The sequence below is a fragment of the Sphingomonas sp. ID0503 genome, from assembly GCF_048565625.1.
Taxonomy (GTDB): domain Bacteria; phylum Pseudomonadota; class Alphaproteobacteria; order Sphingomonadales; family Sphingomonadaceae; genus JBLZUR01.
Genome location: NZ_JBLZUR010000001.1, coordinates 142,466 through 166,562, shown reverse-complemented (window position 1 = coordinate 166,562; position 24,097 = coordinate 142,466). Strand labels below are relative to the sequence as shown.

At 64.3% G+C, this 24,097-nt stretch carries 25 protein-coding genes and 1 pseudogene; 15 read left to right on the top strand and 11 right to left on the bottom strand.

What is annotated here, in order from left to right; translation table 11 throughout:
* From ACM608_RS00830 to ACM608_RS00805, 6 genes are all read right to left on the bottom strand, one after another.
* Positions 1-474 carry a DUF305 domain-containing protein gene (locus ACM608_RS00830; protein WP_007683361.1) on the bottom strand — a complete coding sequence of 158 codons (474 nt, stop codon included), beginning with the start codon at positions 472-474 and terminating at the stop codon, positions 1-3.
* Positions 475-564: 90 nt separating this feature from the next.
* Entirely contained in the window at positions 565-1,713 is a 1,149-nt protein-coding gene (locus ACM608_RS00825) for a copper resistance protein B (RefSeq protein ID WP_007683363.1), read from the bottom strand.
* A complete protein-coding gene (locus ACM608_RS00820) occupies positions 1,713-3,638 on the bottom strand; it encodes a copper resistance system multicopper oxidase (protein ID WP_007683365.1) in 1,926 nt (641 codons plus the stop codon). Before ACM608_RS00820 ends, ACM608_RS00825 begins: the two co-directional genes overlap by 1 nt.
* 66 nt (positions 3,639-3,704) lie before the next feature.
* Positions 3,705-4,271: an RNA polymerase sigma factor gene (locus ACM608_RS00815; RefSeq protein ID WP_007683367.1), complete on the bottom strand. Its 567-nt coding sequence runs from the start codon at positions 4,269-4,271 to the stop codon at positions 3,705-3,707.
* Positions 4,268-4,708, bottom strand: a complete 441-nt coding sequence (locus ACM608_RS00810; protein ID WP_007683368.1) for a periplasmic heavy metal sensor — start codon at positions 4,706-4,708, stop codon at positions 4,268-4,270. Before ACM608_RS00810 ends, ACM608_RS00815 begins: the two co-directional genes overlap by 4 nt.
* Positions 4,708-4,980, bottom strand: coding sequence for a hypothetical protein (locus ACM608_RS00805; protein ID WP_007683370.1), 273 nt, complete (start codon positions 4,978-4,980; stop codon positions 4,708-4,710). The genes ACM608_RS00810 and ACM608_RS00805 overlap by 1 nt, the downstream gene beginning before the upstream one ends.
* Before the next feature lie 133 nt (positions 4,981-5,113).
* Here ACM608_RS00805 and copC point away from each other — a divergent pair, with 133 nt between their 5' ends.
* From copC to cueR, 4 genes are all read left to right on the top strand, one after another.
* Positions 5,114-5,491, top strand: coding sequence for a copper homeostasis periplasmic binding protein CopC (gene copC, locus ACM608_RS00800; protein WP_007683372.1), 378 nt, complete (start codon positions 5,114-5,116; stop codon positions 5,489-5,491).
* A 4-nt stretch (positions 5,492-5,495) separates the two neighbouring features.
* Positions 5,496-6,440 (top strand): copper homeostasis membrane protein CopD, encoded by a 945-nt coding sequence (gene copD / locus ACM608_RS00795; RefSeq protein WP_007683373.1) that lies wholly within the window; start codon positions 5,496-5,498, stop codon positions 6,438-6,440.
* Between the two features lie 394 nt (positions 6,441-6,834).
* Positions 6,835-9,192: a heavy metal translocating P-type ATPase gene (locus ACM608_RS00790; protein WP_419681049.1), complete on the top strand. Its 2,358-nt coding sequence runs from the start codon at positions 6,835-6,837 to the stop codon at positions 9,190-9,192.
* Positions 9,189-9,587 (top strand): Cu(I)-responsive transcriptional regulator, encoded by a 399-nt coding sequence (gene cueR / locus ACM608_RS00785; protein ID WP_004212744.1) that lies wholly within the window; start codon positions 9,189-9,191, stop codon positions 9,585-9,587. The genes ACM608_RS00790 and cueR overlap by 4 nt, the downstream gene beginning before the upstream one ends.
* Positions 9,588-9,613: 26 nt before the next feature.
* Here the strand turns inward: cueR and ACM608_RS00780 are convergent, their stop codons facing one another.
* The 4 genes from ACM608_RS00780 to ACM608_RS00765 form a co-directional block, all read right to left on the bottom strand.
* The gene (locus ACM608_RS00780; RefSeq protein ID WP_007683376.1) at positions 9,614-10,249 is read right to left on the bottom strand and encodes a response regulator transcription factor; all 636 of its coding nucleotides are present in this window, start codon (positions 10,247-10,249) and stop codon (positions 9,614-9,616) included.
* 562 nt (positions 10,250-10,811) lie between these two features.
* Positions 10,812-11,720 carry a ribose-phosphate pyrophosphokinase gene (locus tag ACM608_RS00775; protein WP_009823969.1) on the bottom strand — a complete coding sequence of 303 codons (909 nt, stop codon included), beginning with the start codon at positions 11,718-11,720 and terminating at the stop codon, positions 10,812-10,814.
* Positions 11,717-13,255, bottom strand: coding sequence for a thymidine phosphorylase family protein (locus ACM608_RS00770; protein WP_317518017.1), 1,539 nt, complete (start codon positions 13,253-13,255; stop codon positions 11,717-11,719). Before ACM608_RS00770 ends, ACM608_RS00775 begins: the two co-directional genes overlap by 4 nt.
* Positions 13,252-14,700: an MBL fold/beta-CASP domain-containing RNA metallo-hydrolase gene (locus tag ACM608_RS00765; protein ID WP_013849921.1), complete on the bottom strand. Its 1,449-nt coding sequence runs from the start codon at positions 14,698-14,700 to the stop codon at positions 13,252-13,254. The genes ACM608_RS00770 and ACM608_RS00765 overlap by 4 nt, the downstream gene beginning before the upstream one ends.
* Positions 14,701-14,952: 252 nt before the next feature.
* On the opposite strand from ACM608_RS00765, the gene ACM608_RS00760 reads away from it, so the two are divergent.
* Both ACM608_RS00760 and ACM608_RS00755 read left to right on the top strand, forming a co-directional pair.
* Positions 14,953-15,216 carry a DUF2933 domain-containing protein gene (locus ACM608_RS00760; RefSeq protein ID WP_007683380.1) on the top strand — a complete coding sequence of 88 codons (264 nt, stop codon included), beginning with the start codon at positions 14,953-14,955 and terminating at the stop codon, positions 15,214-15,216.
* Positions 15,213-15,884: pseudogene (locus tag ACM608_RS00755) on the top strand (methyltransferase family protein); the annotation flags it as partial. The gene ACM608_RS00760 and the pseudogene ACM608_RS00755, both read left to right, overlap by 4 nt.
* 117 nt (positions 15,885-16,001) lie before the next feature.
* Here the strand turns inward: ACM608_RS00755 and ACM608_RS00750 are convergent.
* Positions 16,002-16,571 carry a hypothetical protein gene (locus ACM608_RS00750; RefSeq protein WP_013039076.1) on the bottom strand — a complete coding sequence of 190 codons (570 nt, stop codon included), beginning with the start codon at positions 16,569-16,571 and terminating at the stop codon, positions 16,002-16,004.
* Between the two features lie 221 nt (positions 16,572-16,792).
* Here ACM608_RS00750 and ACM608_RS00745 point away from each other — a divergent pair, with 221 nt between their 5' ends.
* From ACM608_RS00745 to ACM608_RS00705, 9 genes are all read left to right on the top strand, one after another.
* Positions 16,793-17,554 (top strand): helix-turn-helix transcriptional regulator, encoded by a 762-nt coding sequence (locus tag ACM608_RS00745; protein WP_007683383.1) that lies wholly within the window; start codon positions 16,793-16,795, stop codon positions 17,552-17,554.
* A gap of 13 nt (positions 17,555-17,567) precedes the next feature.
* Complete coding sequence (locus ACM608_RS00740; RefSeq protein WP_007683385.1) at positions 17,568-18,314, top strand: LuxR family transcriptional regulator; 747 nt, start codon at positions 17,568-17,570, stop codon at positions 18,312-18,314.
* A 74-nt stretch (positions 18,315-18,388) separates the two neighbouring features.
* Positions 18,389-19,000, top strand: a complete 612-nt coding sequence (locus ACM608_RS00735) for an acyl-homoserine-lactone synthase (RefSeq protein ID WP_007683387.1) — start codon at positions 18,389-18,391, stop codon at positions 18,998-19,000.
* Positions 19,001-19,011: 11 nt separating this feature from the next.
* Positions 19,012-19,944 (top strand): phytanoyl-CoA dioxygenase family protein, encoded by a 933-nt coding sequence (locus tag ACM608_RS00730; RefSeq protein WP_007683389.1) that lies wholly within the window; start codon positions 19,012-19,014, stop codon positions 19,942-19,944.
* A 63-nt stretch (positions 19,945-20,007) separates the two neighbouring features.
* A complete protein-coding gene (locus ACM608_RS00725) occupies positions 20,008-20,346 on the top strand; it encodes a hypothetical protein (RefSeq protein ID WP_009823965.1) in 339 nt (112 codons plus the stop codon).
* Positions 20,343-21,008, top strand: coding sequence for a lytic transglycosylase domain-containing protein (locus ACM608_RS00720; RefSeq protein ID WP_007683393.1), 666 nt, complete (start codon positions 20,343-20,345; stop codon positions 21,006-21,008). The genes ACM608_RS00725 and ACM608_RS00720 overlap by 4 nt, the downstream gene beginning before the upstream one ends.
* A complete protein-coding gene (locus tag ACM608_RS00715) occupies positions 21,005-21,343 on the top strand; it encodes a TrbC/VirB2 family protein (protein ID WP_007683396.1) in 339 nt (112 codons plus the stop codon). The genes ACM608_RS00720 and ACM608_RS00715 overlap by 4 nt, the downstream gene beginning before the upstream one ends.
* Positions 21,340-21,690, top strand: a complete 351-nt coding sequence (locus ACM608_RS00710; RefSeq protein ID WP_007683398.1) for a type IV secretion system protein VirB3 — start codon at positions 21,340-21,342, stop codon at positions 21,688-21,690. The genes ACM608_RS00715 and ACM608_RS00710 overlap by 4 nt, the downstream gene beginning before the upstream one ends.
* Entirely contained in the window at positions 21,683-24,094 is a 2,412-nt protein-coding gene (locus ACM608_RS00705; RefSeq protein WP_014072616.1) for a VirB4 family type IV secretion/conjugal transfer ATPase, read from the top strand. The genes ACM608_RS00710 and ACM608_RS00705 overlap by 8 nt, the downstream gene beginning before the upstream one ends.
* Positions 24,095-24,097: the final 3 nt, after the last annotated feature.

Genomic DNA, 24,097 nt, shown 5'->3' with positions numbered 1-24,097 from the left:
TCAGCGCCGCGCGAGTATGGCCTTCATCTCGTCGATTTCCTGCCGCTGCGAGCGCTTGATCGATTCGCAAAGCCGGATGACTTCGGGATCGCTCAGCTTTGCTTCCTGGCACATCAGGATCGCGCCGGAGTGGTGTGGGATCATCGAGCGCAGAAAGGCCGTGTCGCCGATCGTGGTCTGCGTGCGGATGAACGCGAAGCTGCCCAAGAAGGCGACCAGCGACGCGGCGATCAGCGCGATGTTGGCGGCCTTCGACGGGAACATGTGCCGCATGGCGAGGATCATGAGCACCACCATCGGTGAGACCATCATCAGCGTCATGTAGAGCATGTTGAGGTTGTTGTAGAAGCTGTCGAGCCCGTCGATCATGACGAACATCACCAGATACATGATGACGCCGCTGATGACGGTCTGGAAGGCCAGGCTCCAATAGGCGCCCATCTTCCGTGTGCTCATGTGGGACGAATGATCCATGGCGTATCTCCTTCGTTCGGCGCAGGCCGACCTGGGTCTCAGTGTAACGCCCCGCTCTCCTGTTCGCCCCCGCCATCAGCCGTCCCGATGCTAGAACCAGAAGCGGATGCCGGCGACGAAGCTGGTGGCATGGACGTCCTCGCCGGCAAGCCTCGACAGCCGCGCCGTGTCGCCGGCTTTGCGCAGATAAGAGACGCCGATATAGGGTGCGAACTGGCGGCTGAACTCATAGCGCAGGCGCGCGCCGAGCTCTATGTTGACCAGCCCCGAACCGATGTCGTTCTCCGGAATATCCTGCGCGGCGAAATTGACCTCGGCGCGCGGCTGCAAGATCAGGCGCTGGGTAATGCGCTGGTCGTAATAGCCCTCGACCCGGCCCAGAACATCGCCCTTGGTCGAGAGGAACAGCGCGCCTTCGACTTCGAACATGCCGGGAGCCAGGCCCTCGACGCCGACCGTCGCGTAAGTGCGGTCGGGCCCGCGGCCGAAGTCCTGGCGGATACCGCCCTGAAGATTGAAATAGGGGTCGATGGCCCGGCTATAGAGCACCTGCACCTCCGCGCTGTCGATGCCGCGGCCGAACTCGCCTTCGCCCTCGCTCTTGAGCCAGAGCCGGTTGATATCGCCGCCGTAAAAGCCTTCGCCATCCCAGCGATAGCCATCGCGACCGCTATGCGCTTGATACTCGAACAGGTTGAGCAGCACCTGCCCGAAATTGTTGCCGCCGCTGTCCTTCATCATGATGTCGCGTGAGCGCGCCATCTCGGCGCCGGGAAAATCACGATCGGCGAAGTGGTCGCTGGGGGGAGGCGGCGGGGGCGCATTGCCGGCCGGAAGCGCCGTGCCGGTCATTTGCATGCCGGGCATGGCGGTCTGGCCATGCTGCGAATGGTCCATCCCGGGCATGTCCGGCATCGCGCCGTCCTGATGCTGGGAGTGGTCCATGCCCGGCATGTCCGGCATCGCGGGAGACGCGGGTTGCGGCTGACCGGCCGCATCTCCCTGCGGCGCAGGACTGGCCTGGTGCTGCGAATGGTCCATCGCCGAGGTGGCGTCTGGCGCTGGTGTCTGAGCGCGCGGCCTGGCGGCGGCCTTGTCCTTCTTCTTCTCCTGCGCCGGCGGCACCTCGCCCGGCGGCGCCATGCCGGGCATGCCGTGCATTGAATGATCCTGGGCAAAGGCGGGCGCGGCAGCGAAAAGGGCGATCGCGCTCACCAGCGGCGTGAGGATGCGGGTCATTACGCGTCTCCCTTCGGACGGACGCTCACGACCCGCATCATCCCGGCATGCATGTGGTAGAGGAGATGACAGTGGAAGGCCCAGTCGCCGACCGCGTCGGCGGTGAAGTCCCAGGTCACCTTGCCGCCGGGCTGGACGATTACCGTATGCTTGCGTGGCGCATGATCGCCATGCCCCGTCACCAGCTCGAAAAAATGCCCGTGAATATGGATCGGATGCCCCATCATCGTGTCGTTGATGAGATTGACGCGCACCCGCTCGCCTTCGATGAAGGGGATCGGCTCGTGATGGTCCGACATTTTTTCGCCGTCGAACGACCACATGAACCGCTCCATGTTGCCGGTGAGGTGAATGTCGATGCTGCGGCTCGGCGCGCGCACGTCCGGATTGCGATCGAGCGCCATCAGGTCCCTGTAGACAAGCACCTTGTGGCCGACGTCGGCGAGGCCCTGGCCGGGCTCGCCGGTGCGGTCGACGGGCATCGGCGAGATGGTCTGGACGCTCGGGTCGCGCTTCACCTGCGGCGCGTTCGAGAAGTCTCGCATCTTCATCGACCCCATCGCGTGCCCGCCATGGTCCATGCCCGCCATCTGGCCATCGGCGCCCATCGCGCCGTGGTCCATCCCGCTCATCGCGGAATGATCCATCCCCGAATGATCCATGCCTGCCATGGCGCTATTGTCCATGGTCGCCATCGCTGCCGCCGCGCCGGTCGCGAGGCGCGCGGACGCGTTCTTCTCGGCCGTCGGATCGACGCCCCGCATAGCGCCGCCCGACATGTCCATGCCTTCCATGCCCGGCATCGAGGACATGTCCATGCCCATGTCCTTCATGTCGGCGAGCGGCCGTTTGCGTAAGGGGGGAACCTCGCCGGCCATGCCGGCGCGCGGCGCGAGCGTGGCACGCGCCATGCCCGAGCGGTCGATCGCCTCGCCGACAAGGGTGTAGGCCTTGTCATCGCCTGGGCTGACAACGACGTCGTAGGTCTCGGCAACACCAACCTGGAACTCGTCGACGGTGACCGGCACCACATTCTGCCCGTCGGCCTGGACGATGGTCAGCGGCAGGCCGGGGATGCGGACGTTGAAGGTGGTCATCGCCGACGCATTGATGACCCGCAGCCGCACCCGTTCGCCCGGGGTGAAGAGCGCGGTCCAGTTGTCCATCGGACCATGGCCGTTGACGAGATAGGTGTAGGTGGATCCGGTCACATCGGAGATGTCGGCCGGGTCCATCCGCATCTGGCCCCAGTCGAGCCGGTCCTTGAGCGGCTGATCCTTGCCCGACAGGAGCCCGGCCAGGGTCTGGCGCTGGAAATTGAAATGGCCGGGGTTGACCTTGAGGCGCCGGAAGATCGCCTGCGGCGAGAGCGCGCTGTGATCGGCGAGCACGATGACATGCTCGCGGTCATAGGCGACCGGATCGGCACCGGCGGGATCGATGATGATCGGGCCGTAATGGCCTTCCTGTTCCTGCAGGCCTGAATGGCTGTGGTACCAGTAGGTGCCGCTTTGCACGACGGAGAACTGGTAGAGGTAGTTCGAGCCCGGCTTGATGCCCGGAAAAGACACGCCCGGCACACCGTCCATATTGGCCGGCAGGATCAGCCCGTGCCAGTGGATCGAGCTGTCCTCCTCCAGCTGATTGATGACGTTGAGCCGCACGCGCTGGCCCTCGCGCAGCCGGATCAGCGGGGCGGGGACCGTGCCGTTGAGGCCGATTGCCCGGAACTTGCGCCCGTCGATGGTCATCGACTGCCGGGCGATGGTGAGCGTAATGTCTTCGCCCGACACGGTCGGCAGCGTCGGTCGCATCCCCGGCGAGATCGTCTGCGCCCAGGCCGGCAGCCAGGCTGACAATGCTGCGCCGCCGCCGGCGAGGGCCGCGCCGCGGAGGAACTGGCGGCGGTCGAGAGCAGAAATCATTCGGTTGTCTCAGCTTTAAGAAAGAGGGCGTACCTATTGGGAATACGCAGCATGGCCTCATCCCCCTCAAACTTTCTTTAATATTTCCGAAAGGCGTGCCCTAGCTCGATAGAGGCGCGTTTCGACCGCCTTCTGGCTGATCCCGAGAATTTCGGCGGTTTCAGCTTCCGATTTCTCGTCGATCGTACGCAAAATAAGCGTGTCCTTGAGGGAAGACGGCAGGGCAGCAATCGCTTTCATTGCTTGCGCGAGCTGCTGTTCGGCCCCGATCGCCTGATCGGGCAGCGGTGCGTCGTCGGCGACGCCGTCCGCCTCGCCGAGCGGTAGGGCTAGGGCAAAGAAATTTCGAACCGCTCGCCGACGCCGCCAGTCATGGCATTTGTTGATGACAATCCGGGACATCCAGACCTGGAAGGGTCGGGTTACGTCATAGCGGTTGAGTGCGGCAAAGGCCGCGACGAAGCTCGCCTGGGTGACATCCAATGCCTCATCCATAGATCCGACATGGCTGCGCACGAGCCGGTGAACCCAACCTTGATGCCGGCGGACCAGCTCGCCATAGGCCGCTTGCCGGCCTCCAAGCGCCAGAGCCGCGAGCTCCCCGTCCGAGCAGTCGGGGAGGCACGCGGTCATTCGGATTTGGCCGTCAGCGCTTTCACCACGGCGTCGTCGAATTTGTCCGTCTGATCCGGGCGCAGCACGGCCCGCATCGCGAAGATATGCTCAAGTGTTTCTTTCTGCAGCGCGCCCATGGCCTGGTGCGAGCGATCCACCGCAGTTGCGACTTGCGGGCCATAGCCATGCTCCGCTTCGATCGCTTCCGCGAGACGCGCATTGTCGGCGCGCAATTCGGCCTCCAGCGCTTGACGCCGGATCGCGTAGTTCTTCTCGATTGTCTCGAGTCGGCTGTGTTGCGCTGAATTCAGCTTCAGATCGCGATGGAGCAGCTCGTGCAGCTCATTTTCGACCGGGCGCACTGGAACCACATAGACGCGGCCAATGACAACGCCAGCGATCGCCGCGGCGAAGGTCACCAGGACGAGGAGCAGGAGCCGGCGGCGGTCGCGCATCACTGCGAGCTCAGCAGCGTCGAGGGCGCAAGCGCGAGCCGAGCATCGAAGGGCGATAGCGGTTTGGCATCAGCAGACCGTGTCGAAACTGCCGAGCCGGCAATTCCGATGAACAGCGCGGTTGCGGCCGCGATGCCGAACGTCATAGCGCCAAGGCTTGGTATGGCCCGGATGCGCGCTATTTCCGCCATGACCCGGCTTTCCAGGCCGCCGAGCCTGGGATCGAGAGGCGCATCGCGCAACCGCGAGAGCAGGTGGTCAAGTTCATCCATGGTGCTTCTCCGTCTTCATCCATCAATACGCACGATGGTCCAGGAACCCTTGCTGTAGATTGAAAAGAATAATTGCGAGGGGTGGGGGCTCGGGCTGCGTATTGTCTCATGGGATCTACAGGAGAATGTTCCAATGCGTTTCTTTTCGCCTCTCGCAGTTATCGCCGCCGTCGGCCTGAGTGTTTCTGCTCCGGCCTACGCGCATCCCAAGCTTGTGTCCTCGACGCCCGCCGCGAACGCCAGCGTCTCGGCGCCGTCGCGTATAACGCTCACCTTCAGTGAAGGTCTGATGCCGAAGCTGTCGGGCGCCGAGATCGTGATGACCGGCATGCCCGGCATGCCCAACCACCGCATGGCGGTAACCGGCTTCAAGACGTCCGTCGAAGGCGACAAGACGCTCGTGCTGACGCTCGCCAAGCCGCTCATGGCGGGCAGCTATCAGGTCGCCTGGCACGTCGTCTCGACCGACACGCACCGCATCCAGGGCAATCTCGCCTTTACCGTCAAGTGACGCCATGAACGACGTGGCACTCGTCGCCGTCCGCTGGGCGCTCTACGTCGATCTCGGCCTGTTGTTCGGCCTGCCGCTGTTCGCGCTCTATGCGCCCGGCGGCGGCCGGATGGTACAGCGGCATCTGCCGATGGTAGCAATGGTGGCCGGTCTCGCCTGTCTCGCCCTCCTGCTGTCGGCGCTGGGGTTCGCGTTGCAGGCAGCGGCCATGACCGGGCTGCCGCTCACCCAGCCTGATCTTTCCATGGTCGCAGAGCTGTTCAACGGCACGTCCATGGGAACGGCGCTGAAGGCGCGCCTCGTCGCGCTCCTCGTTCTTCTGCTCTCCATCCCCTTCTATCGCCGGCAATCCCGTCCTGCCTTCATCGCCTCCACTCTGGCAGGCGCGGTCGCACTCGCGACCCTCGCCTGGAGCGGGCATGGCGCGGCCGGCGAAGGCGAGGCGGGCTGGCTGCAACTGGGGGCCGATCTCATCCATCTGCTCGCCGCGGGCGCCTGGGTCGGCGCGCTTGCCGCATTCCTTGCGCTGGTTCTTACCAGGCTCGCAACCGATGATCTCGCCACTGAAGACATGGACCGGGTCATGCTCGCCGAGGAAGCGCTGCGGGGCTTCTCCTTCGTCGGCACGATCATCGTCGCCCTGCTGATCCTGACCGGGACGGTGAACGGCTGGTTCCTGGTCGGCCCGGGCAACATCGCGTCTCTCGGGCAGTCGACCTACGGCCTGCTGCTCATCGCCAAGCTGCTGCTCTTCGCCGGCATGCTGGGCCTGGCCGCGCTCAACCGTTATCGCCTGACCCCGGCACTTGCGCAGGCGATCGAGGAAGAGGACGCGCCACGGGCGCAGGCGCTGCTGCGCGCGAGCCTCGTCGTCGAAGGCGGTCTTGCGATCGTCATTCTCGGGCTGGTCGCCTGGCTGGGGACACTGTCGCCACCCATGTCGATGTAGTTTATCGTTTCGAACGCCTCGCGTTGGGAGAAGCCAATGCAATCGTACACCCCGCCGCGCGGGACTGGATCGACGAAAGACTATGATCGCGCGATCCGCCTGTGGGCGCGGGAGAAGCGGTGGCGTGCCGCCATGCTTGCCATGCTGCGCCCGGATTGGCGCCTGGTAATCGCCGATTATGGCCGCCAGCACGGGTCTCATGCGGCTCGCCTTCCGCCTGACCGTGCAGCGGCTCGATGGCATCGACGATACCCAGCCCAATGCCGACGGCGTGCTCCCCGGCCTGATGGCGGCCAAGCGAACGGGCCCGCCGATTTGGCCACTTAGGCGATTACGTATTGACCCTGACACGGTGTCAGACCCTAGATCGTCAGGCGTCGAAAGGAGCGAGGCGATGAACGAGACACATGGAGCGGCGCATGGCGGCGGTTGCTGCGGCGGCCACGGCACCGCTAAAGCGGCGACCGGCGTCAAGGACCCGGTCTGCGGCATGACCGTCGACCCGGCGACCACGGCGCATCACGCCGAGCATAGCGGTGAAAGCTATCATTTCTGCAGCGCGGGCTGCCGGACCAAATTCATCGCCGATCCCGAGCGCTATCTCGGCCCGCCGACGCCGCCGGTCGCGGCGCCCGAAGGCACGATCTGGACCTGCCCGATGCATCCCGAGATCCGCCAGGACCATCCCGGGTCCTGTCCGATCTGCGGCATGGCGCTCGAACCCGCGACCGTGACCGCCGACAGCGGCCCCAGCCACGAGCTAGTCGATTTCACGCGGCGCTTCTGGGTCGGCCTCGTGCTGGCTCTCCCGGTGCTGATCCTCGAGATGGGCGCGCATGTCTTTCCCGCGATCCATCGCCTCGTGCCGATGTCTATCTCGGTATGGATCCAGTTCGTGCTGGCGACACCCGTCGTGCTGTGGGCGGGCTGGCCGTTCTTCGAGCGTGGCTGGGCCTCGCTCAAGACCCGCAACTTCAACATGTTCACCCTGATCGCGATGGGGACCGGGGTCGCCTGGATCTACAGCGTCATCGCGACGCTCGCGCCTCAGCTGTTCCCGCCGGCCTTCCGCGGCGAGGACGGCATGGTTGCCGTCTATTTCGAGGCGGCCGCGGTGATCACCGTCCTCGTGCTGCTCGGCCAGATGCTCGAACTGCGCGCGCGGGAACGCACCTCGGGCGCGATCAAGGCGCTGCTCAACCTTGCACCAAAGACCGCGCGCCGGATCGGTTCTGATGGGAACGAAGAGGAAATCAGCCTTGATCTGGTTGCGGTGGGCGACCGCCTGCGGGTGCGGCCGGGCGAGAAGGTGCCGGTCGACGGCGTAGTCGAGGACGGCCGCTCCTCGCTCGACGAGTTGATGGTCACCGGCGAATCCATGCCCGTCACCAAGGCAAAGGCCGACACAGTGATCGGCGGCACGCTCAACCAGACCGGTGCGCTGGTGATCGTCGCCGACAAGGTCGGCCGCGATACCATGCTCGCACGCATCGTCCAGATGGTCGCTGAGGCGCAGCGCTCGCGCGCGCCGATCCAGCGCATGGCCGATCAGGTGTCGGGCTGGTTTGTGCCCGTGGTCATCGCGGTCGCGGCCGTCGCGTTCATCGCCTGGGGCATCTGGGGTCCCGAGCCGCGCTTCGCCTATGGGCTGGTGGCGGCGGTCGCCGTGCTGATCATCGCCTGTCCCTGCGCACTGGGGCTGGCAACGCCGATGTCGATCATGGTCGGGGTCGGCCGCGGCGCCGGGCTCGGTGTCCTCATCAAAAATGCCGAAGCACTCGAGCATATGGAGAAGGTCGACACTCTCGTCGTCGACAAGACAGGCACGCTGACCGAAGGCCGGCCTGCCGTCACCCAGGTCGTGCCGGCGCCCGGCTTCGACGAAGCCGAGCTGCTGCGTCTTGCCGCCTCGGTCGAGCGGGCGTCCGAGCATCCGCTCGCGTTGGCAATCGTCGAGGCCGCGAAGGATCGCGGCATCGTCACGAGCGACGTCATCGACTTCGACTCGCCGACCGGGCGCGGCGCGCTCGGCACGGTCGAAGGGCGGCGCATCGTCCTCGGCAATGCGCAGTTCCTTGCCGACGAAGGGGTTGCGACCGATGCGCTCGCCAGCCAGGCCGACGCGCTGCGCCGGGATGGCGCCACCGCGATCTTCATCGGGGTCGACGGCACAGTCGGCGGCGCCTTCGCGATCGCCGATCCGGTGAAGGCCACGACACCAGAAGCGCTCGCCGCGCTCAAGGCGGAGGGCATTCGCGTGGTCATGCTGACCGGCGACAACCGCACGACCGCGGAAGCGGTCGCCCGACGCCTGGGCATCGACGAGGTCGAAGCCGAGGTGCTGCCCGATCAGAAGAGCGCCGTGGTCGCCAGGTTCAAGCGCGAGGGGCGGGTCGTCGCCATGGCCGGCGACGGTGTCAACGACGCCCCCGCGTTGGCCGCCGCCGACGTCGGCATCGCCATGGGTTCCGGCACCGACGTCGCGATCGAGAGCGCTGGCGTCACGCTGCTCAAGGGCGACCTGACTGGCATCGTCCGGGCGCGGCGGCTCAGCCAAGCGACCATGTCGAACATCCGCCAGAATCTCGTCTTCGCCTTCATCTACAATGTCGCGGGCGTGCCCGTAGCGGCGGGTGCGCTCTATCCGCTGTTCGGTATTCTGCTCTCGCCCATTATCGCGGCGGCGGCGATGGCGCTCTCTTCGGTGAGCGTGGTCACCAACGCGCTGCGCCTCAACCGGAAAGCACTGTGAACATCGGCGAGACGTCACGGCAGAGCGGCGTCTCTGAGCGGATGATCCGCCATTATGAAAAGATCGGCCTCATCCCGGCGCCGGCGCGTCGGGGTGCTGGCTATCGTGACTATGGCGAGCGCGACCTCCATCGCCTCCGGTTTATCGCCAATGCCCGCGATCTCGGCTTCCCGATCGAGGAGATCCGCACGTTGCTCAGCCTTTGGGCCAATACCGGCCGTGCCAGCGCGGAGGTGAAGCGGCTTGCCCTTGCCCGCGCCGATGAGTTTCAGCGCAAAGCCGAGGCGTTGACGGCGCTGCGCGACACGCTAATCGACCTGGCTGAGCGCTGCCAAGGCGACGAGCGGCCGGATTGTCCGATCATCGCCGAACTGGCCGCGGCCCGATCCGCATAGCATCCGGCATCGCACGGCCGAGAATTTTAGGGGTGCCCGTTTTCGGTCGATTCGTGCAGGTCGACGGCGAAAGCGATCCGCAACAGGTCGGGCAGGCTTTGCGCGTTGAGTTTGATCATCAGACTGGCCCGATGCAGCTCGACCGTGCGCGACGTGACGCCGAGTTCATCTGCGATAAGGCTATTTGGATAGCCTCGCGAAATTCCTCTCAGAACGGCCCGTTCGCGCTGCGTCAGTCTCGCGGCTTTCGAAAGAGCGTCGGCCTGTTCGGAGGCACGACGGGCTATACTCTCAAGCCAGCTGAAGCCGCGGTCGATCGCGCCGAGCAATGCGGCCTTCTCGACCGGTTTGGCGAGAAAGTCGGCAGCGCCCGCCTTCATCGCCTGTACGGCGAGCGTAGGATCGCCATTGCCCGTCAGCACCACGACGGGCATGTCGATACCGCGTCGCGTCAGCTCCGCCTGAACCTGCAGGCCGTCCATGTCGGGCATGTGCATGTCGAGAACCACGCAGCCTTTCTCGGCGTCCTCTGCGCTCAACAGAAACTCCGGCCCCGAAGCGTAGGCTTCTACGGCAAACCCTGCGGTCCGCAACGTGAAACTTAGTGCTTTTCGTATTGTCTCTTCGTCATCGACGATATGCACGACGCGCTTGTTCCCCATAGCCCCCGAGATCGATCAATACGCAGTGCCGCGAGGGCAGCGCTTCAAGGGATACTTCTCTGCACGTTGGACTATGGTCCCAGGTCAAGAGTAAAAATTTGGCGAGGCAAAACGGCGAAGGACAGCGAAACTGTGAGGGTTCGGCTACTCCGCTCACACCAATGCCGCGGTCGCTGCGGCTCATTGCCGGGTCTCTGCTCCGGACGATGCATGCGAGTTGCCCGCGCCGCCCTCGGCGCGATCGAGCCATCGCTACGCTTCCATCACATCGTCGACCGGCAGCGGGTTACTGGCGCCCGGCGGGCGAGGGGGGCGGGTTGGCCCTTGACGGCTGCGCGATCGGACGCCCAGGATAGCAGGGTGGCGCGCTTTACTTCGGGCTCAAGCTTCAGGTGCCCAGCAACGTCGAGGGGATCGATGAACGAGCGTGTGTGCGACACGACATATCCTCCTTCCCTGCCGCGATTTTCTCCGAAAGGGAGATCTCAGGAGATTGGTTCGGACTCGTTTAGGGTCAATGGATGAGGACGCGCACAGCGTTTGCCGGGCGTTCATTTCCGTCTTAGAACTGACGCGCAGCACGCCATTCAATCCGGTGGCGAACGGCCTCCGCGATCGCTGGCATGACGTCTATATCATTCGACGCATGTGCAACCGCGTTCGTGCTGACGATCCTTTCGACAAGCCCACCCAGAACCTGCGCTGCATCGCCGGCAAAAAGCGGATGCACGACCACGCAATCCGGTCGCGCGAACCCCATGCCGACCAGTTGGCGCGCCGCCTCGGTGAGGGTCCGACCGGATGAGGCGATATCGTCGACCAGCACCGGCTGGCGATCGAGAAACGCTGGGGCATTCGGAATCGAGATGGTGACGTGACGGTCGCCGGATCGGATTTTCTCGCACACGAGAAACGGAGCATCGGCATCGGCCGCCACCTGCGAGACCCACTGTTCGCTTTCCAGGTCCGGACCGATGATCAGCGGGCGAGCGACATTGCGCTTGATCCACGAGGCCAAAAACGGCGCGGCATGAACAACCTGGGTTGGGATGCGGTAGATTTCCGACAATTCATGGTAGCGATGGAGATGCGGATCGACCGTCACCAGCCAGTCGAGATGGCGAGACAGGATCGCAGCAAAGGTTCGCGACGTCACCGCCTCGCCGGCATGGAAGCGTATGTCCTGGCGCATGTAAGCGAGGTAAGGGGCGACGAGCCCGATCCTGCGAGCGCCAAGATCGCGCGCGGTGTCGGCTGCGAACAGCAGCGGCAACAGCTTGGCGTCCGGATGATCGAGACTGGACAGCAGGATGACCTCGCGGTCGCTGACGTCGTTTCCGACCCTGAGATAGGTTTCCCCGTCAGGAAACTGACGATGCTCGATCGTGCCGACCTCTGCATCGAGCGCGGCGGATAGCGGCTGTGCCAGGGCCTCGCTGCCAGACAGCGCGAACAGCACGGGACGGTTCATAGCGCTTCAATCCCGAAGATCGGCCCGTCGCTCACCGCATAGGCCGCCGCATAGTCGAGCTCGCCCGGGCTCTCGGCATGAATGCTACACAAGGGAGCCCCGGCATCCACCATCTGGTTCAGCCGACACTGCAGCGCGACGCCGGCGGCCTTGGCCATCGGCGCGCCGGCAAGCTTCGCGACCGTCGCGAGCTTGCGATTGTCGATACTCACCAGGCGGCCGCTATAGGGAGCGATCATATCCTGTTGGAACCGGGCGACCTGTGGAGCCCGCATGCCGCCCTGCGCTTCGCAGATACGTTGGAACTTGGCCCAGGCCCGGCCGCTTTCGAGGCACGCCCGCGCACGCGCATAACCTTCGCGGGCCGGGGCTGCGTCCGCGAGCTCAAGCAGTCCTCCCGCCAGCTCGCAGGCCCGGTGGGCGAGATCCTCGGCGCCCGGCTGCCCCTGGAGCACGGCAAGGATATCCTGCGCCTCGAGCGCCGGACCGATGCCCCGTCCGATCGGCTCGGCGCCGGGGCCGCGCATCACGCGCGTGCGAAGCCCGAAGGCTTGGGCGACAGAGCTCAGCGCCCGCTCGAGCGTGTCGGCGGCATCGGCGCCGCGTACCTTGGCGGTCGGCCCGACCGGGATGTCGATGACCAGATGGGTCGCACCGGCCGCGATTTTCTTGGACAGCACCGAGGCGACCATCTGCCCGACGGCATCGATATCGAGCACCCGTTCCACGCCGATGATCACATCGTCGGCAGGGCTGAGGTTGACGGCGCCGCCCCAGGCGATGCAGCCGCCTTCGCGCTCGACCACCTTGTGGATTGCGGAAACGTCGAGGTCGACAGGTGCCAGCACCTCCATCGTGTCCGCCGTGCCGGCCGGTGAGGTGATCGCCCGCGACGATGTCTTGGGCATGATCAGGCCCTCCGCGGCCATGATCGAGACGATGATCGGCGTGGTGCGATTGCCCGGCAAGCCACCGACGCTATGCTTGTCGACGATGACCGTTCCGGGCCACTGCAATCGCTCGCCGACATCGACCATCGCCCTGGTCAGGCTGATCGTTTCGTCCGTATCGAGCGGGACCGCTGAGCAGGCCGTGACGAACGCCGAGAGATGGACATCGCTATAGCGTCGCTCGGCGATGTCGGTGATGATCGCTGAAAAAGCCCCGTCACTGAGACGATTGCCATAGATGCGCCGACGCACTTCGGCGAGCGAGGCGAGAGGCTGGGCGTGCGCGATCTCGACCGGATCGCCATCGCTGACGCCGAGCCGCTGCCATGCGGATTCGGAGAGGCCGATCTCGCCGGGCGCTGGAGTCTCCGCGGAGCTGTGCAGCAGCGAGACGACGATTTCCCGCCCGCCGGCGCGCAGCGCGACCTGCGCGCGGGACGCAAGACCTTCCGAGCGGCAGACGGGACAGTCGTGGCGCATGACCGCGATCAGATCGCTTCCGGCAGCCGACAGGCCGATGCGGCGTGCCCGCAGCGTCGTCGCGACAGGCTCTGCTTCGGCGTCCTCGATGATCCCGGGCTTCACGCGAGCATGCCCCAGCTACCCAGCGCCGGTACGCTGCATGCCCAACCCAGTTCCTCCGAGACACGCTTCGCCAGGACCTGGGCGCCGGTCGGCTCGCCATGGGTGACATAGACGTGGCGCGGGGCCTCGTGCAGCGACCCGAGCCAGCGCATGAGTTCGTCGCTGTCGGCATGCGCCGAGAGCATCGTCAGGTTGGCGACCTCGGCTTCGACCGGGATATACTCGCCGTGGATCTTGATCGTCCGGGCGCCGCCGATCATGGCGGCGCCGCGGGTGCCCGCCGCCTGGAAGCCCGAGAAGAGGATGAGGTTCTTCCCATCCGGCGCGAAGCGCTTGAGATGGTGGAGCACGCGGCCGCCCGTTGCCATTCCACTGGCCGAGATGATGACCTTGGGGGTGGGGTTGGCGGTGAGTTCCTTGGATTCCTCCACTTCGCGCACATAGTGCGCGACGCTGCACGCCGCTTCGCACTCGGCGCGAGCCAGGCGATGCTCGTCCATGAAATCGCACATCAGCCCGCTCGCGTTGATCGCCATCGGGCTGTCGAGGAAGATCGGGATGTCGCGGAGGCGTCCCTGCGCGCGCAGACGCGAGAAATGATAGAGAAGCGACTGAACCCGTCCCACGGCGAAGGCCGGGATCACCACCGTCCCGCCTCTCTCGACGCATCGCTCGACATGATCTCCAAGCGTCTTTGTCGGATCGACCTGCTCGTGGCGCCGATCGCCATAGGTCGATTCCACCAGGACATAGTCGGCGCGCGCGGGCGGCTCGGGATCCTTCATCACCGCATCGCCGTAACGGCCGATATCGCCTGAGAAGAGGATTGTCCGCCCCTTCCAGTCGATCTCGATCGACGCCGCGCCGAGGATGTGGCCGGCGCGATGGTAGCGCACCCTGATGCCGTCCGTGACTGCATGCCACGCTCCGAACTCGATCGGGCGGAAGAGCTGCAATGCCAGACGCGCGTCGGCCTGGGTGTAGAGGGGCAGCGCCGGCTGGTGCCTGGAGAAGCCGTGCTGGTTGGCGAACTCCGCATCCTTTTCCTGCAGATGGCCGCTGTCGGGAAGAAGGAGCTCGCACAGGGCCGCGGTCGCCCGCGTGGCAAGGACGGTCCCGTCCCAGCCCAGGCGCGCCATGCGCGGTAGTGCGCCCGAGTGATCGAGATGGGCGTGGGTCAGCAGCACCTGGCCGACATCCGCGACTTCGGGTGGGATCGATGCCCAATTAAGGCGGCGCAGATCCCTGGGTCCCTGAAACAGGCCGGAATCGACCACGATCTGAGTTTCACCATCGTCCACCAGATAACGCGACCCTGTGACCGTTCCCGATGCGCCGAGAAAGGCAACGCCGAGACCATCGGCCGGGCGCTTGGCCAGATCGATCCTTGCTTCACGCTCGAAGATGGTCACGCGGGAATGGTGCCGTTTCTTTCTCTTTTGCATGGACGCGGGCCTGCCTCTCACGATTATGTTCGTGAGCGCAGCATTGGTTCGCGGACGCCGCACGCCTATACGCAAAATCCGCAGCACGACTGCTGCTCCCCGACAGCTGCGTCGCCCGAACGCCGATGGCCGATCCCATCGATCGCCTTACCCATGCCTGCGCGATGCCCGGGGGACTTCGGTCTCTACTTATACCTTGCTCCTTGGACTCGAGCCTATGCTGCCCGGACGTTGACCAGAAGAGGACGGCATATGGGCGAACATGACCATCGCATGCGCAAGCGCGGCAAGATCGTTCTGATCGGCTTCCTGCTCGTCGCTAGCTTCTTCCTCCTCACCGAGCATACCGCGCACTTCCTGGGTGTGCTGCCCTATCTCATCCTGCTCGCCTGCCCGCTCATGCACCTGTTCATGCACCGCGGCCATGGTGGGCATCAGCATGGCCATGAGCCCGGTCAGGCACCCGCCGGCTTACCGGCCAATCCCAACGGCCGCATCGAAGGAGAGTCGCGATGACGCACGCCGACTATGGCTATGGTCTGTGGGGGCTCGCGCTGGTTAACGCCGCCGTTTTCATCCTCTTTGCGTTCAGCTTCTTCAAGCCGGCAACTAAACGAGACTGGCGCAGTTTGGGGGCGTTCAGCGCTTTCATCATAGCGCTCTTCGCGGAAATGTATGGCTTCCCGCTCACGATCTTCGTGCTTTCGGGGTGGCTCCAGTCGTATTTCCCCGCTGTCGACTGGTGGAGCCACGATGCTGGACATCTCCTGGAGATGATGTTCGGCTGGCGAGTTAATCCCCATTACGGTCCATTCCACATCGCCAGCTTTGTGCTGATCGGCGTGGGTTACTGGCTGATCTCGGTTGCATGGACGGCCCTTCACTTGAGTCAGCGCAAACACCAATTGGCCCTTACTGGGATTTATGCCCGGATCCGGCACCCGCAATATGTCGGCTTCATTCTCGTCATGCTCGGCTTTTTGCTACAATGGCCGACCCTTTTGACCCTTGCTATGTTTCCGGTGCTCGTCGTGATGTATATTCGGCTGGCTCGGCATGAGGAAAAGGAGGCGCTAGCCAACTTCGGCGAGGTTTACCGCGATTATATGGCTCGCGTGCCCGGCTTCATTCCGAATCTGACAATCCATTCGCGTCGAAGAAGGCCATGGCGATCCTTGACGGGAATGGCTGATGTAATTGCCGGCAAGGTCAATGCTGACGTTCTGACTGGCCTTATTATTCGGACATCGTTACCCGACCTCACAGCACACTACTGCAGCAATCCCGGTTCGACTGCGCAATCATCTTGGGAGGGCAAGTTCGCCTTGCACGGGCAGATTCGGTGTGGAGCTGATGCCCGGCACTAGACGCAGAGCATCGCCGATCAAGGTATAGACGGCGTGGCGCTGGCCGCCACGGTTCCGATGGTCGACGCGATAGCCCTGATAATGTCGGCGGAGCAGGCCTGCATTCACCAGTTCGGAAACGGCGCGACTGAGATTACTCTTGCCGGCTGTGCGAATGCGTGCCCGCATTTCCTCCGCGATCACGCCGCGCCTTTTCTCCGGATCGCCGGGGAGCAGTCCGTTTCTAGCGAGGTCGCTCTCGACCCGCTCGGCCAGCGTAATGCTGCGCGGACCACGCTGGGCCATCGGGGTCAATGCGTCGCATAGCCAATCGCGCAGGGAAACGAGCCCATCGTTCCGCCTGACCCAGGGACCGGCGCTTCCATCTGGCCCCGCCACCTGGGCGATCAGGTTGAGCAGCATGAAGGCATAACGGGGCCGGCTCGATACGGTCGCCAGCGTCTCGAGCACGGCCGCGACATCACAGCCAATGGAGGGTTCAAGAGGCTTGCCTGCATGAAACATAACATGATGGAATCAAGCACAAAGCAGGATCAATGTGAATCCCAAATCGGCGGCCACAGACGGGTTGTCAGCTATGACACTTTGCCGGCGGATAAAGTGTCATAGGCGATCCATTCTAATCGTAGATTGTTGCGAATCGTTCTCAACTCATCCTGATAATCATGGCGCTCGCCGCTTAGGTGTGGACGAGCCGTCTCCTCGCGAACGAGCTTCCGTCGCCTATGGCGAACAGGATAAAAGACTGCGGCCGCCTTGATGATCTCACGCGCTTTGCGACGGACTGTCAGCGTGCTGAAACCCTTGGCGATCTGCATGGCACGATCGATGCCGCCGTGCGCGATCTTGGCTTCCGCTGGTTCACGCTGCTTCACAATATCGACCTTCGGCGCGGCGACGAGCAAAGCCTGTTCCTCACAACCTATCCGTCGGCCTGGCTCGAGGAAGTGCTCGAAGAGCGCCATTATCTCGAAGATCCCATCCATGCGGCCTGCGCACGTACGCCCTCTGGACTGGCCTGGGACCGTGTCGGCGACGTGCTGGAGCTCACGCCGCGCCAGCGAGGCATCCTTGACCGCGCCCGGGATCATGACCTTGCATCGGGCTACAGTTTGCCGATCCGGACCCCGGGCGAGCCCGAGGCGATCTTCACTGCGGCCCGATCACGCGACGAGCCGCTGAGTGCAGAAGAGGTTCTGACCGCCCGTCTGCTCGGCTCGGTCGCTTATGATCGGGCGCGCGAGCTGCTTGGCGAAAGGGCAGGGCCATTGGCCTGCGTCCCTCTCAGTCCTCGCCAGGTCGAATGCATCGCGCTCGTCGCGCAAGGCAAAAGCGACTGGGAGATCGGCCAGATCCTCGGCCTCAGCCGCGATACCGTGCACGAATATGTTGAATCGGCCCGCAGGCGTTATGGCGTGCGACGACGCACGCAGCTGGTGCTGCGCGCGGTTCGCGATGGTCATCTCAACATGGAAGCGCTGCTCTGATCTCGCCGGCCATATGATGATCGGGCTTGGGCAAGTTCAGGATTTCTGCGCTGTCGCTGGCGCGATCAAGGACGCTACGGCCTTGTCTGACCTGATGGCCGAAATCACGAAGGCCATGGGCTTTCGGCACTATGCCCTGGTCCATCATGTCGACCTGAAGCCTGCGGTTCGCTCGGTCCACATCGTCGACTATCCGCAAGACTGGGTGGAGCGCTTCCAGGCGAGACGCCTCTATGCGAGCGACCCGATCCACCGCGCCAGCCATCGCACCAATGTGGGCTTTGCCTGGTCGGCGGTTCAGTCGATCATCTCTCTGACGGCCGCCGATCGCTCGATCCTGGCAGAAGCCTACGAGGCCGGGCTGGGCGACGGCTTCACCGTTCCGGCCCATATTCCTGGCGAGCTCAATGGATCCTGTTCCTTCGCGATGGCGGCGGGCGAGATGCTCGACCATCGGCAGCTGCCGTTCGTGCAGCTCGTCGGCAGCTTCGCGTTCGAAGCGGCACGCAAGATTTCCCGGATCCACGCGCCGCAATCCGAATGCCCGAGCCTGACCGAAAGGCAGGCCGAATGCGTGGCGCTGGTCGCGCGGGGCAAGACCGATTGGGAGATCAGCCAGATCCTCGGCATCGGCCAGGAAACGGTGATCCAGCATGTGAAGGATGCGCGCGACCGCTATGGCGTCACCAAGCGCACCCTCCTCGCCATTCGCGCCTTGTTCGAAGGGCAAATCAGCTTTGCCGATGTGTTCGGCCGATGATCTCCCCAGAACTGGGGATAACGCAAAAAAGCCGCCTCTGATCGACTGACAGGCCTCACCAAAAGGAGGCTGTCATGCACATCGGGACCGGCTTTTCGCAAGCCATGGAACACCGCCTGTTTCGCTCCATGTTCGAGGAGCGCAAGCGGGTCTTCGTCGATCTTCTTCGCTGGGACGTTCCGGTCATCGCCGGTCGCTACGAGATCGATCAGTTCGACAATGATCGCGCCGTCTACATCGTTGTTACCGGGGACGACGGGGAACACCGGGCCTCCGCACGGCTTCTGCCGACCACGCACGAGCATATTCTCGGCACGATCTTCCCGGATCTTTGCGAGGAAGCGCCGCCGCGCGGCAGTGCTATCCTGGAAATCACCCGCTTTTGCCTTGCGCGAAAATTGCGCGCCCGGGAGCGTCTCGAGCTGCGCAATCAGCTGGTCACCGCGCTCGTCGAATATGCCCTCGCCAACCAGATCCACAGCTTCACCGGGGTCGCCGAGTGGCCGTGGTTCCAGCAGATCCTGGGTTTCGGCTGGACTTGCCGACCATTGGGTCTTCCCACGTCCGAGCAAGGGCGAAGTCTCGTCGCCTTGCAAATCGATGTGGACGACCGAACGCGCGAGCAGCTGCGCGCGAGCGGCATTTTCCGCCCTGTCGGCCTTGCCGATCTTCCCGCCGCAGCATGAGGAGGGCGATCATGGCCACGATCGCACGGCGCGGCGTCTCCGCCGCGACCAAAGCCGACGAAAATCTGCGGCAGCACGGCTTCTGCATCCTGCGGGATGTCGAGTCTCGGTCACGCATCGAGGAGATCAATCGATCCCTCCATCCGCGTTTTGCCGCCACGCCTTTCTGCCAGGGCGGATTCTACGGCCCTCGGACAAAACGCTTCGGTGGCCTGCTGAAGCGCGCGCCGACGGTTGAAAGTCTTGTCCAAAACCCTGCCGTCATGCGCCTCGTCCACGCTATCCTCGAGCCCTGGTGCGACACGGTCCAGCTCAACCTCACGCAAGCGCTCGAGCTGCACCCGGGGGCGCCAGCGCAATTTCCGCACCGGGATCAGGACATGTGGCGCGGTCCGACCGGCGAGCTCGAATATCTCGTCAACGTCATGTGGCCGATTTCGCCGTTCAAGGCCGAAAATGGGGCGACGCTGGTCTGGCCGGGGAGCCACAATGGCGGGCAGGGCGACGACGGCGCGGAGCCGGTCGCCATCGAAGCGGATCCGGGATCGGCGATCATATTCCTGGGATCGACCCTCCATGGCGCCGGCGCGAATCGTTCAAACGCGGTGCGCCGAGGCATCATCGTCAGCTACTGCCTCGGCTGGCTGAAGCCCTATGAGAACCAGTGGCTGACCTATCCGCCCGAGGTGGCCAGCGCATTCTATCCCGAGCTTGCCGCGCTGGTCGGCTACCAGCAGCACCGCCCCAATCTCGGCAATTATGACGGGCAGTGCCCGTCCATCCTGCTCGGCGGCGATCCGCCAGACCATCTCGCCGCAATCGATGCTCTCCGGCCCGACCAGGAAGGCGCTCTGTCCGAATTCCTGCGGCAGCAAACCGATCAACTCCCCCCCCGGCTAGGGGGATTGCCGAAATCGAGCGCGGTCGGAACAAAAGAGAGGTGAAATCCAACGGATAGCTGACGGCATTTCCCGACGCGGGAGCTGTCTCTCGCGGGGGAAGACCCGATGCAACGTGCAATATTCGGCATGGCGATGCTCGCCCTCGCCACAGCCCTTCCAAGCGCACCGGCAGCGGCGAATGACCTGGGCTGCCAGGTTCTCCTGTGTCTTTCCAATCCCGGTGGCGCGACCCAATACGCGCAATGCGTGTCGCCGATGACCAAGCTATGGCAACGCTTGGCCACCGGCGGCGCCTTTCCCGGCTGTAGCGGCGGCGTCGCCCGCACGAAGGTCTATGATCGCGATTCCACAACTCGCCGCCGGGTGGTCATCACGTTCAACGACGGCCGCAGCCAGACCTTCTCGCTGGCCGGCATCGAGCGTTTGGACGGCGGCCGCCGATGATCCTCGATGTCGCCACCCTTCTTTCGCTTGCAGGAGCTTGCGCACCGACGGTGGCGCCTGAGACGCTCATTTCGATCGTCCACACGGAGAGCCGGTTCAACAGTCTCGCAATCGGGGTCAATAGTCCCGGCGTGCGCGCGCCAAAGCCCGCGACCAAGGCGCAGGCAATCGCTGCGGCGCGCAGCCTGATTGGTCGAGGCTACAACATCGATCTCGGCCTGGGACAGATTAACAGCGCCAATCTCGGCTGGCTGGGGCTTTCGGTCGAAAATGCGTTCGAACCCTGCTCCAATCTGGCCGCCGCCGCGCGTGTCCTCGCGACCAACTACCAGGCGGTCGCGCGCCTTGCCCCGAGCCGGGATCATGCGATCGCGACCGCCCTGTCGATGTACAATACCGGCGACCGGCAGCGCGGCTTTCGCAATGGCTATGTCGCCAGGGTCTATGCCAGCGCGTCGGCCGTCATTCCGCTGATCCGTGGCACGGCGCCGGTGGCTGCCGCACCAGCGATTCCTCAATCTCTGCCCACCTTCGCTCCGCCACCCGACACCCCTGTTTCGCCACCGGCCGCAGCTGGGTGGAATACAGCGGCGAGGGCGAGCCAGGCCTCGCTCATGGTGTTCGGCGACGGGGCCGCATCTCAGAAAGGACAGCATCCATGACAGCAATCACCGCCCACCCGGGCGGACGGCCCCAATGGGCGCGACTTCTGCTGCGCGTCATCGGCGTGATGGCATTGGCGCTGCTTGTCTCGATGCTGCTGAGCGATCCTGCACACGCGCAAGGTGCCGACGGCATCACGTCCATGGCGGAGAACATCAAGACCTGGCTCACCGGGACCTTCGCCAAGACCATCGCGGTGATCGCGGTCGTGATCGTTGGGTTCATGTTTTTCACCGGGCGCGCCAGCCTCGGCCTTCTGGTGACGGTCATCGTTGGCATCTTCATCGTCTTCAGTGCGCAGTGGATCGTCGACACCATCACAGGTGGTGCGTGAAGGAGAGCGCCGCCCTGGACGAGCGGCTGCGCGAGGAGACGCTGTTCCTGGCGGTCACGCGGCCGACGATGTGGCTCGGCGTGCCGCTCGAAGCCTCGTTGCCGATCGCGCTTGCCGCCTGTCTCACTTTGATCGTCAGCGGCAACCCGCTCTATGCCGGCGCCATCGGAGGCGCCTGTCTTGCCGTGGCGCGGCTCATCGTGCGGCACGATGCCAATGCCTTCCGGCTGCTGTGGCTGTGGACCATGACCAAGGCGCGCAGCCGGAACCGCGCCTGGTGGGGCGGCAGTTCCTATTCGCCGCTCCCGGTTGCCGGGCTGAAACGCAAGGGCTTTGCGCGTGGCTAGCGCGGCTGCCCAGCTTCCGCCGCGCAAGACGCCGTGGCGCATATTGCGGCAAGAGGCCGAGCCGGGTCGCTATCTGCCCTACGTGCGCCACGTGACATCGGAGGTGATCGCGCTCGATAGCGGCGACCTCATGATGATGTTCCGCCTTGAAGGGCTTGCGTTCGAGACCGCGGATCCGATCCACCTCAATGACTGGCACGAGAAGCTCAACGGCACCTGGCGCAACATTGCCGACGATCGGCTCGCGCTCTGGACGCACATCGTTCGCCGCCCGGTCGATGACTATCCCGAAGGCCAATTCCGCTCGGACTTCGCGGCCGATCTGGACGAAAAATATCGCGCGCGGGTGACTGCCAAGCGCATGTTCGTCAACGAGCATTATCTGACGCTGATCATGCGGCCGGCGGTCGGCTCGGCCGATCGGACCGGGCTTCTCCTCAAGCGCATCGCCAAGGCCAGGGCGGCCGATGAGGAAGTCGACCCCGACGAGTTGGCCCGCTTCGAGGAGAAGGCGCGCGATATCGAAAAGCTGCTTCGGCGGTGCAGCCCCGCGCGGCTCGCTCTTTATGAGCAGAATGGCCTCCTATTCTCCAGGCCGCTCGAAGTGCTCGAGCAAGTCATGATGGGCGCAAAGGCCAAGGTCCCGCTGGTCCGAGGCCATCTTGGATCAGCCCTCTACGGCGAGCGGGTGATCTTCGGACGCGAGACGGTCGAGATCCGCGCCCATGATGCGAGCCGCTGGTTGGGCATTTTCGGCATCCGGGAATATCCCGCGCTCACCCGTCCCGGTCAGATGAACGCTCTGCTCGGCCAGGATTTCGCGTTCGTCGTCTCGCAGTCCTTCACCTTCATGGGGAAGGCGCGCGCAGCCGAAAGGCTGCGCCGGCGACAGAACCAGATGGCTTCGACCGAGGACGCGGCAGCAAGCCAGGCGCTCGACCTCGAAGACGCCGCCGACGATCTTCAAAGCAATCGGTTCGTCCTTGGCGAACATCATTTCTCGCTTGGGGTGTTTGCCGAAAGCCAGAGGCGACTCGCCGATAATCTGTCGGCCGCGCGGGCGGCGCTCGCGGACGCTGGTTTGGTATCAGCGAGGGAAGGGCCGGCGCTCGAAGCAGCCTTCTGGGCTCAGCTTCCCGGTAACTTCGCGTGGCGGGCGCGGCCGGCGGCAATCACATCGCGGAATTTCGCCGCATTGGCACCTTTTCATACCTACCCCGCAGGCCGGCCGAGCGGAAATCATTGGGGTCCGGCGATCGCGCTGATGAAAACGGCCGCGCAATCGCCCTACTATTTCAACTTCCATGTCGGGGATCTCGGCCACACGCTCATCATCGGTCCCTCGGGCGCGGGCAAAACGGTCGTTCAGAACTTCCTGATGGCGCAGCTCGAGAAGACGGGCGCGCAGCAGATCTTCATCGACAAGGATCGCGGCGCCGAGATCTACGTGCGGTCTGCTGGCGGGATCTATCTGACGCTGAAGAACGGGGAGCCAACCGGCTTCGCGCCGCTGCGGGCGCTCGAATATGGGCCGCGCAACCTCGTCTTTCTCGGTCGTCTGATCCGGCAGCTGGTGACGCCGCCCGGCGGCACGCTGGGCGTCACCCAGGAGCGCATGATCGACGAAGGCTTGGCGTCGCTCGGGCGGCTCGCACCGGAGAACCGATCCATTCTGGCCCTGCGCCAGCTGCTCGGCCAGCGCGATCCGGAAGGCATCGGCGCTCGGCTTGAGAAATGGTCGCGAGGCGGATCGCTGGGTTGGGTGTTCGACAACGAGATCGATGCTTTGTCGCTCGATGCGCCGTTCCTCGGCTTCGACATGACCGACTTCCTCGACAATCCGGAAGTTCGCACGCCGATCATGATGTACATGTTCCATCGCATCGACGGCCTTCTGGATGGCCGACGACTGGTGATCGACATCGATGAGTTCTGGAAGGCGCTGGGTGATGACGCTTTCCGCGCCTTTGCCCAGGATGGCCTGAAGACCTACCGCAAGCAGAACGCCTTCCTGGTTTTCGGCACGCAGAGCCCGGCCGATGCGCTGCGCTCGGATATCTCGCACAGTATCATGGAGCAGGTCGCGACCAAGATCCTGCTGCCCAACCCCTATGGGCGTGAAACGGATTATATCGACGGGCTGGGCCTGACCCAGGCGGAATTCAAGCTCGTCCGTCACGACCTGAACCCGGAATCTCGCCGCTTCCTCATCAAGCAGGGTCATGACTCGATCGTGGTGGAACTGGACCTGGGCGGCCTCTCCGACGAGCTCGCGGTGCTCTCGGGCACCACGGAAACCGTGACGCTCCTCGATGCCATTCGCGCTGATGTCGGCGACGACCCGGCGAAATGGTTGGCTCTTTTTCACCAGCAGCGTCGGTCTGCATCGATCAGGAAAGGATGAGCT

Coding starts and splice junctions, on each gene's coding strand:
- ACM608_RS00830 (WP_007683361.1), bottom strand. CDS start 474: ATGGATCATTCGTCCCACATGAGCACACGGAAGATGGGCGCCTATTGG.
- ACM608_RS00825 (WP_007683363.1), bottom strand. CDS start 1,713: ATGACCCGCATCCTCACGCCGCTGGTGAGCGCGATCGCCCTTTTCGCT.
- ACM608_RS00820 (WP_007683365.1), bottom strand. CDS start 3,638: ATGATTTCTGCTCTCGACCGCCGCCAGTTCCTCCGCGGCGCGGCCCTC.
- ACM608_RS00815 (WP_007683367.1), bottom strand. CDS start 4,271: ATGACCGCGTGCCTCCCCGACTGCTCGGACGGGGAGCTCGCGGCTCTG.
- ACM608_RS00810 (WP_007683368.1), bottom strand. CDS start 4,708: ATGCGCGACCGCCGCCGGCTCCTGCTCCTCGTCCTGGTGACCTTCGCC.
- ACM608_RS00805 (WP_007683370.1), bottom strand. CDS start 4,980: ATGGATGAACTTGACCACCTGCTCTCGCGGTTGCGCGATGCGCCTCTC.
- copC (WP_007683372.1), top strand. CDS start 5,114: ATGCGTTTCTTTTCGCCTCTCGCAGTTATCGCCGCCGTCGGCCTGAGT.
- copD (WP_007683373.1), top strand. CDS start 5,496: ATGAACGACGTGGCACTCGTCGCCGTCCGCTGGGCGCTCTACGTCGAT.
- ACM608_RS00790 (WP_419681049.1), top strand. CDS start 6,835: ATGAACGAGACACATGGAGCGGCGCATGGCGGCGGTTGCTGCGGCGGC.
- ACM608_RS00780 (WP_007683376.1), bottom strand. CDS start 10,249: ATGGGGAACAAGCGCGTCGTGCATATCGTCGATGACGAAGAGACAATA.
- ACM608_RS00775 (WP_009823969.1), bottom strand. CDS start 11,720: ATGAACCGTCCCGTGCTGTTCGCGCTGTCTGGCAGCGAGGCCCTGGCA.
- ACM608_RS00765 (WP_013849921.1), bottom strand. CDS start 14,700: ATGCAAAAGAGAAAGAAACGGCACCATTCCCGCGTGACCATCTTCGAG.
- ACM608_RS00760 (WP_007683380.1), top strand. CDS start 14,953: ATGGGCGAACATGACCATCGCATGCGCAAGCGCGGCAAGATCGTTCTG.
- ACM608_RS00750 (WP_013039076.1), bottom strand. CDS start 16,571: ATGTTTCATGCAGGCAAGCCTCTTGAACCCTCCATTGGCTGTGATGTC.
- ACM608_RS00745 (WP_007683383.1), top strand. CDS start 16,793: ATGGCGAACAGGATAAAAGACTGCGGCCGCCTTGATGATCTCACGCGC.
- ACM608_RS00740 (WP_007683385.1), top strand. CDS start 17,568: ATGATGATCGGGCTTGGGCAAGTTCAGGATTTCTGCGCTGTCGCTGGC.
- ACM608_RS00735 (WP_007683387.1), top strand. CDS start 18,389: ATGCACATCGGGACCGGCTTTTCGCAAGCCATGGAACACCGCCTGTTT.
- ACM608_RS00730 (WP_007683389.1), top strand. CDS start 19,012: ATGGCCACGATCGCACGGCGCGGCGTCTCCGCCGCGACCAAAGCCGAC.
- ACM608_RS00725 (WP_009823965.1), top strand. CDS start 20,008: ATGCAACGTGCAATATTCGGCATGGCGATGCTCGCCCTCGCCACAGCC.
- ACM608_RS00720 (WP_007683393.1), top strand. CDS start 20,343: ATGATCCTCGATGTCGCCACCCTTCTTTCGCTTGCAGGAGCTTGCGCA.
- ACM608_RS00715 (WP_007683396.1), top strand. CDS start 21,005: ATGACAGCAATCACCGCCCACCCGGGCGGACGGCCCCAATGGGCGCGA.